The 7,699-nt window shown below is 38.2% G+C and carries 7 protein-coding genes and 1 other annotated feature (1 of these 8 cut by a window edge); of the genes, 4 read left to right on the forward strand and 3 right to left on the reverse strand.

Translation table 11 applies throughout. The annotated features are described in order from the left end of the window. The first annotated feature begins 559 nt into the window (after positions 1–559). Positions 560–958: a (deoxy)nucleoside triphosphate pyrophosphohydrolase gene (locus BMX30_RS14170; RefSeq protein WP_090746898.1), complete on the forward strand. Its 399-nt coding sequence runs from the start codon at positions 560–562 to the stop codon at positions 956–958. Between the two features lie 145 nt (positions 959–1,103). Here the strand turns inward: BMX30_RS14170 and BMX30_RS14175 are convergent, their stop codons facing one another. After that, positions 1,104–2,195: a citrate synthase/methylcitrate synthase gene (locus BMX30_RS14175; protein WP_090746902.1), complete on the reverse strand. Its 1,092-nt coding sequence runs from the start codon at positions 2,193–2,195 to the stop codon at positions 1,104–1,106. A gap of 109 nt (positions 2,196–2,304) precedes the next feature. On the opposite strand from BMX30_RS14175, the gene BMX30_RS14180 reads away from it, so the two are divergent. Continuing rightward, entirely contained in the window at positions 2,305–3,183 is an 879-nt protein-coding gene (locus BMX30_RS14180; RefSeq protein ID WP_090746904.1) for a LysR family transcriptional regulator, read from the forward strand. Positions 3,184–3,480: 297 nt separating this feature from the next. Further along, positions 3,481–4,824, forward strand: coding sequence for an RNA-guided endonuclease InsQ/TnpB family protein (locus BMX30_RS14185; protein ID WP_090746907.1), 1,344 nt, complete (start codon positions 3,481–3,483; stop codon positions 4,822–4,824). A gap of 282 nt (positions 4,825–5,106) precedes the next feature. On the opposite strand, the gene BMX30_RS14190 is transcribed toward BMX30_RS14185, so the two are convergent. Next, entirely contained in the window at positions 5,107–5,625 is a 519-nt protein-coding gene (locus BMX30_RS14190; RefSeq protein ID WP_090746910.1) for a Uma2 family endonuclease, read from the reverse strand. 344 nt (positions 5,626–5,969) lie between these two features. Here BMX30_RS14190 and arr point away from each other — a divergent pair, with 344 nt between their 5' ends. Next, a complete protein-coding gene (gene arr, locus BMX30_RS14195; RefSeq protein ID WP_090746913.1) occupies positions 5,970–6,386 on the forward strand; it encodes an NAD(+)--rifampin ADP-ribosyltransferase in 417 nt (138 codons plus the stop codon). 360 nt (positions 6,387–6,746) lie between these two features. Here the strand turns inward: arr and BMX30_RS14205 are convergent, their stop codons facing one another. Further along, positions 6,747–7,364 (reverse strand): dihydrodipicolinate synthase family protein, encoded by a 618-nt coding sequence (locus tag BMX30_RS14205; protein WP_342028079.1) that lies wholly within the window; start codon positions 7,362–7,364, stop codon positions 6,747–6,749. Positions 7,365–7,665: 301 nt separating this feature from the next. Beyond that, positions 7,666–7,699, reverse strand: a sequence feature (16S ribosomal RNA rRNA prediction is too short); it runs 236 nt beyond the window's last position.

Consider the following 7,699-nt stretch of genomic DNA (forward strand, 5'->3'; position numbering starts at 1 on the left):
CATGATAAATATTGTTTGTTGACGCTTGTTTGTTTAGTTTTCAAAGAACAATTATTTCAACCATCGCTCAGAAGCGACATTTATTAATATATCATATCCATTTCATAAAATCAAGTAAATTATTATTTTAATATAATTGATTTTAACGAAACGTTGCTGTCATCAACAGCGGATACTTAATATATAACATAATGTTTAGCTCGTCAATACTTTTATTAGAAAAGTATTTATTAGCGATATTTGTCGGTTGCTGTCTGAAGCAGCTAAATAAGAATACCACCATTCCCAATAGAGAATCAATAGAAATATTTTACATTTTTATCATACAGAAAATCTCGCTATTAATTAGGCATAATTATGAAGATAGTCACCACTTCTTAACAAAACTGTGTTCACCTTATACTCTTCATATATAAGTTTTACTTTTAAACAAAGAGTATAAGATCCAGCGTCTTAAAATGATACATGTGTACTAAATATTACATAAAGAACCTCTCTACTTATTATAATCCTTCCTAAACGTCATGGTATGATAGAAAAAAATTATCAGGAGGGCCACATGAAAAAACAAGTAAAAGTCGTCGCAGCGATTATCGAAAATGACCAAAATGAAATCCTCTGTGCCTTGCGGTCACCAGAAATGTCGATGGGCAATCAGTGGGAATTTCCTGGTGGAAAGGTAGAGGCGAATGAGGACCCTTACTCAGCCTTAGTGAGAGAAATTTCGGAGGAACTTGGTTGTACCATCGAACCTTCCTATGAAATATTTAATGATCACACTCATGAATATGATTCCTTTGTCATTAATCTCCTTTCTATCAAAGCTAAGATTACCAATGGCAAACCAATAGCAAGAGAACATTCAAAGCTCGTCTGGCTGCAAAGAGAAAACCTAGAATCATTAAAATGGGCACCGGCCGACCTCCCTGCTGTTAAGCAATTAATGGATGAAAAATAGTCTCCCCAATACGAGAAGACTTTTTTAAACTGATCGACAATCCCGAAATACCCTTTGCATGGCCGAGGTCAGATTCCTTTGGTTACATGACTTGAGCTCTCTCAGACGATAATCACATTCCCCACCATAAATCGAGAGAAATAGCTTATTTTATGGAAATAAAATTCCCAATATATTTAGATTGAGGTCGATAGATTGTATTGTTTTGTGATTGTTCTAGAATATGTGCGGTCCACCCCACGATTCTACTAGCAGTGAAAGTTGGGGTAAATAGACTAGGGTCCATTTTTATTGCTTTCATAATTGCTGCAGCATAGAATTCAACATTTGTATAAAGACCTCTACCAGGCTTATACTTTTCAAGCAGTTTGATCGCCGTTTTTTCCACATGTAGTGCTAGGTCCAACCATTCGTCTTCACCTATTTGTTTTAGCAAGGTATTCTTCAATGCGACGGCCCGGGGATCATGAGTTTTATAGACACGATGACCAAAGCCCATTAATTTCTCGCGATTTTCTAACTTTTGTCTAAGAACTTTTTCTGTATTTGCCGTACAGGAAATTTCCTCCAATAAGTGAATCACCTCTGACGGTGCTCCCCCATGGAGTGGCCCTTTCATGGTACCAATCGCAGAGGTAACAGCTGAGATAAGATCGGACTCCGTTGAAGCCGTGACTCTCGCAGAAAAGGTAGATGCATTCATGCCATGCTCCATCGTTAAAATCATGTAGGTTTCTAGAGCATTGGTTTGGGCTTTTGTTGGGAGGACACCATTCAGCATGTACAGGTAATTCTCAACATGCCCCAAATCATCACGCGGTTCCACAAAGGATGTTCCTTGAAGAGAGTGATTCCGATAAGCAATGATTGTTGGAAGCATGGATGTGAGCTTCATCGATTGTTGAATAGTAGGCTTCCAAGTATAGTCTAAACTTCCTTCTGCAGAGACGACCGTACGTAGCACACTCATCATGTCCATCTCCCCCGGAAGAGTATCTAGGATCTTTTTTAGATAGGATGGTAAGGTGCGCTGACTTTTTAGTTCCTCATTAAAATTAGCGAGGTCCTTTTTAGGCAATAGCCCAAACCATAACAAATACGCAACTTCCTCGAATGAATACTGTTCGGTTAGTTCCTCCACTTCATACCCGCGATAAATTAATCTCCCTTGCTCTCCATCAATATGGCTGATCTTTGTTTCTGTTGCAATAACCCCTTTTAAACCTGGTTGAATCATAAAACTCCTCTCCTTCCATCTTTTGTTATTATCTTATACAATGAAAATGATTAAGAAAATTAAATTATTTTAAACAAAATCATTAATGATTTTAATTAAGGAGATAAACATGGAATTTAGTTGGTTAACGACCTTTATTACGGCCGCTGAGCTGGGGAACTTTCGTAAAACGGCAGAGCAATTGTACATCTCACAGCCTTCTGTTACGGTTCATATGAAACTTTTAGAAAAAGAATTAGGGGTGGAGCTGTTTCTTAGGGAAGGAAAACGGGTTAAGTTGACGGAAGAAGGAAGAAAGTTTTTACTTCATGCGAAGCGCGTGATGAAGGCATATGAAGAGGGACTGGAAGATTTAAATGCTTATACGCAAGGGTACTCAACCAAGTTTTCGATTGCCATCTCCCCTCTGATTGCAGATACGATTTTGCCCTATGTATTAAAAACCTACTTAGATCAACATCCAGAAGTGGAAATTGAGGTGAAGATTTTAGAGTCAGTTAAAATCGAGGAAGCTGTGTGGAAGGAAGAAGTGGATATTGGATTGTCATGTTTACCGAGTAATCATGAACAGCTGGTTTCAGAACTTTTATATAATGATCGCGTCATCTTTGTCGCCCCTCACGATGGGCGCGACGAAGAAACCGCTCCGCCGTATGATGAAGAAGAAATTTTAACTTCGTCTTACTTACTCACACATAACCATCCTGGCTATTGGGATTCTTTGAGTCGTGTCATCAAAAGGTTGTATCCGAGCGTTCGAATGATGAAGGTGTCACAAGTGCATATCACGAAACGGTTTATCGCTGAAGGCTTAGGTGTCTCGTTTCTCCCCATCTCCACGGTCCGGAGAGAATTGCTAGAAGGAAGGCTCGTCGAAATCCCTTGTCAGCACATCCCATTACCTGATGCCGCTACCTACGCTATTATGAAATACGAGCATACCAACCAACAAGAGTTTTTGCGGTATTTATCTACTTTTAGGATATAGATGGTTGTAGTGTCTGGTCTCCTGCGGACTAGAGCCAATACCGGATTTTTTAACGAAAGACATCTGCCAAATCAATATTAAAACCTTTTAATATCGTCGAGCTTATCTTTCCTTTATCCTTTCCGGCAAGAAGACTCCATCTGATTTGTGTCAAGGGCGGAGCCCGACAATTCAGGTGGAGATGAATTGCCGTCAGTCGATGACTGAAGCTCCTTTCTTTTTTTGGTTTTAAAGAACTAATGTTCGCCTATCGCGTCGAATTTTGATATGATTAGAAATAGATAGGAGGTGAGAATAATGACTAGAAAGAAAGCTATTAAAGTGTTGCGGAAGAAAAAGAAAACAGATAATATTCAACGCTTTACGCAAATTCAAAATCTTGGAGGGAATAGCCTTACGGCTAAAGAATTTAAAATCCTTATACGTATGACACATGGTACAAAAGCGCTTCGAAATGTCGGGTTATACGTCATTAAAAAGTCGTATAGAGAGAACAATAAAATGGCCACCACCAAAAAAATTGACGATGCGATGAAAGCGGATGTTAACTATTGGGGCGCTCAATCTAACTCTGTCCAGGCTATTCGTCGTTCTCTTATGGAAGAAGTAAATGGTTTTTTTAAAGCCCTTCAATCTTGGAAAGAAAATCCTGAGAAGTTTACCGGTCGTCCTAAATTTCCAAAATACCTTAAAAAAGAAGAGAAACGCATTATCGAAATCTACCAAATACCGAAGGTAGATAAAAATGGATATTGGACTCTTCCAATGAACAACCAGTTTAGAAGTAAATTCGGCTCCATTAAGATACGTATGCCTAAAAATCTATTACATAAAAAGATTACCTATATCGAAATTAAACCAAAGCAAAAAGGTCGGTTCTTTGAGGTTCACTACACTTATGAAGTGCAAGTTTCCCAAATGAAAAAGCAACCTACGACAACTAAAAACGCTTTGAGTATTGATCTCGGTGTAGATAACTTAATGAGCTGCGCTACCAACAATGGGGATACTTTTTTAATTGACGGATCAGCTCTAAAATCATTAAATCGTTACTTCAATAAAGAACTAAATAAACTTCAAAAGAAAAATTTAGAGAATGGAATTTCTAAGCGGATCGTCACAAACAAGCAAGCGAAACTTTGGATGAAACGCGAAAGGCAAATAAACGGATATATCGGAAAAGCCGTAGGTTTACTTTTCAAAAAAGCGAAAGAACTACACATCGACACCTTCGTTGTCGGTTATAATGCTGGTTGGAAACAACATTCCGATATGGGCAAAAAGAACAATCAGCAATTCGTTCAAATTCCATTTAATAGACTAATTTCTGCTATTGAAAACAAATGCCTAAAAGAAGGTATTCGCTTTGTTAAACAAGAAGAAAGTTATACATCAAAAGCTAGCTTCCTAGATAGAGATGAAATTCCTGTCTGGTCAAAAGAGGATAAAAAGACTTACATGTTCAGCGGAAGACGTATTACTCGAGGTCTGTATCTTAGTAAGACAGGAGCTTGCCTACACGCTGATCTAAATGGCTCTTTGAATATTTTAATTAAGTCTAATGTGATAGAACTAACGAATCTATTAAAAATAAAAGAACCAATAAGGTTAGAAGTTCTAAAACGTAAAGCCGTTGTCTAGCGCATGGCATATATCGGGTGCGTCAACCATCCAAGTGTATTCGACACGTTGTGTCGGGGCTTGTAGTACATAGTTCGTAAGGCTATGACTTCACTGTATTCATACAGTGAACCTTAACTCTCGCAGGGAGGGTGCAAGTGGGAAACCGATCGTTCGTCATTAGTACCAACCTAAAACATTCTTGAGGTGTCACCGCAATGTGACATGAATTCTAGAGCGTCAAACAGTCTAGCAATAGACGAGAAGACCTAGATTTCAAACTCAAGCCCCCACTGAAAAGATTCACCTCAGTGGGGGTAGTTGACCCTTCATTACGTCTACTTGGTTATATACCTGTTCGTCCGTTAATGCGTATATTAGTATCGCATCTAGCATTGGATTTACTACCCAGTATTCTTTCACACCATATTTCATATAAGCTTGCATTTTTGTAACAAGGTCAAGACTCTGGTTGGAGGGGCTAAGAATTTCTACAATCAATTCAGGCACTCCGACAAACCTATTTTCCTCTAGCCCCTCAACATCGCAAATAACCGATAAGTCGGGGATAAATATTTTCGTCTCTTGCAGGTCATCCCTATATAAATGAATATCATAAGGTGCACTGAATACCTGACATTTCCCACCGTCTAGAAAGTTGAATAATCTAGCCTGCAACCTCCCGGAAACCTGCTGATGCCTTGTTGAGGGGGATGGTGACATAAAAACCACCCCATCAGAATATTCCAATAAGTAATCCATCTCTTTTCTCATATTATAAAAGGTTTCTAAACTTACTCTTTTATCTTCAGGAAGACTCATGTATATCGCCTCCATTAATGTGCTTATATAACGAATTATATCACATATTGTATGATTCAAGCCCTCAGGTGCGTGGAACTACAGCCTTTCCCGCGCCGGGGGCAGGCACTGAATTCTTGATTAATATATACACCAAAAGCCACCTATTTGAAAGGTGGCTCTTTTGCTTCTAGAAAAATCATTGGGCCCAATTGAATAATGAATACAAAAACAATCCGTAAACTTTTGTCGTTCTCTCTACTTACATTATACTCCTAATTATTTATTATTTATAGACTACACTTCCTGAATTTTCTGCCCTATACTGTTAGATACAAATCGAAAAAAGTTAGAGGTGTTTCAGTATGAATGATAAAAAAGATGTCTTAGATCACGGTCCTTTCTTTCATGGTACAAAAGCAGAACTGAAAATTGGGGATCTTTTAGAACCCCTCCACTTATCAAATTACCAAGACAAAAAATCCAACTATATCTATTTCACCGCAACATTAAATGCAGCTAAATGGGGCGCTGAGTTAGCCACATCTAAATCAAAAGAGAGAATTTACGTTGTCGAACCATTAGGTGATTTTGAAAATGATCCGAACTTAACGGACAAAAAATTCCCTGGAAATCCAACACGTTCTTTTAGGTCTAAATCGCCTTTGAAAATAGTAGCTGAATTAAGTTCATGGGAAAGGCATTCCGATGAAGAAATAAATCAAATGCTTACAGCTTTAAAAAATTTACGTGAACAAGGAAAAGCTGTTATAGACGATTAATAAAGTCATGAATTGCAAAATTAGACCGTGAGCGGTGCCCAGACCCGTTTCGCACCAAATTCTTATTGCAAAATTACTGAAAACCAATGTATAGTGGCCAAATGGACTAAAAAGCAGGCCAAAAAGCCCCATTTTTGAATAAATGAGGCTTTCTTGCTCTTACTAGAGGGGTATTTTTATCTTAATGGACGGATTTAAGGAGAGCTGGGGGTGCTTTTTCCTGGTAAAGGTCATTATATTCCCGGTTGGCGATGATATATTCCTCCTTAGAGCCGTTTTATTCCTAGTACGGGGAATATATATTCCTAGTACTAGGAATATATACCCTGCACAGTACTCCCCAACCACGTTAGCACAAGATTAACCATTTCCAATTGGACTTCTGCAAATTCCGATGGGAATTCCCTTTTCATTTATCGTTTTCTTTAAGTTTACGATTGGTGAACCTTGATAAACTTGTTGTATAATGGATTCTATCTTTATTCTTTCTTTTTCACTGATCTCTTTTCTCGCAAGCAGTTTATTGAACCATTGACTAATTTCCGTTGCTGAAATATTTCCTGCGATGGAGGAAAGGCGATCAAACCCCAGTGATACTTTTTCCTCTAATTCAATTTCTCCTCCCGCATAAATATGAAAGTTGCTTTTGGTGATATTTTTTTTGAGTAGTCCAACCTTTTCTTTATTACCAGCTTCTTTTATTCCAATCACGAATTCTATTTTACTTAGCTGAAGTATACTGGACACCGATAAATCAAACCCGGTTCTTTTCGGGTTATTATATAAGATTGTGGGCTTATTACATAGATTAATAATACGCTTGGTATAAACCAACGCCTCTTCTTGTGTTGGTAGAATATACGGTGGATACCCAATCAAAATACCTGATATTTTTGTAGGACGGAGCCTTTCAGCTAGTTCTTCTGCCTCTTTCTGTCTAATAGAAGACACCCCGAATAAAATTTCCATATTATCAATAAGTTCTTCTTCTGTTTATGGCATCATAAAAATGTAGGTTATGGCATTTAATTTGTGCAGGCCCCGAGGGGCCTGCACAAATTAAAAAAACCACTTGTCAACATTCCCAAATACACATACACTTCCTGTTGGGTACAAAGACGTGCAGGAGGTATTTAAGGAGATGTTGGCAGTGGCCGAGATTAATTATATCAGACATGAAGTTAACAATAAAGGCTACGGGTATTCAGAAGTAGCAAAGAAAATGGGAAGAGATCCAAGAACTATAAAGAAGTATGCAGATAAGGAGGATTTCAACAAACAGCCACAGAAAAAACAGACCAGGGTTGCTCCGG

This window comes from Mesobacillus persicus (assembly GCF_900109925.1).
Classification (GTDB): domain Bacteria; phylum Bacillota; class Bacilli; order Bacillales; family Cytobacillaceae; genus Mesobacillus_B; species Mesobacillus_B persicus.

Coding starts and splice junctions, on each gene's coding strand:
- BMX30_RS14170 (WP_090746898.1), top strand. CDS start 560: ATGAAAAAACAAGTAAAAGTCGTCGCAGCGATTATCGAAAATGACCAA.
- BMX30_RS14175 (WP_090746902.1), bottom strand. CDS start 2,195: ATGATTCAACCAGGTTTAAAAGGGGTTATTGCAACAGAAACAAAGATC.
- BMX30_RS14180 (WP_090746904.1), top strand. CDS start 2,305: ATGGAATTTAGTTGGTTAACGACCTTTATTACGGCCGCTGAGCTGGGG.
- BMX30_RS14185 (WP_090746907.1), top strand. CDS start 3,481: ATGACTAGAAAGAAAGCTATTAAAGTGTTGCGGAAGAAAAAGAAAACA.
- BMX30_RS14190 (WP_090746910.1), bottom strand. CDS start 5,625: ATGAGTCTTCCTGAAGATAAAAGAGTAAGTTTAGAAACCTTTTATAAT.
- arr (WP_090746913.1), top strand. CDS start 5,970: ATGAATGATAAAAAAGATGTCTTAGATCACGGTCCTTTCTTTCATGGT.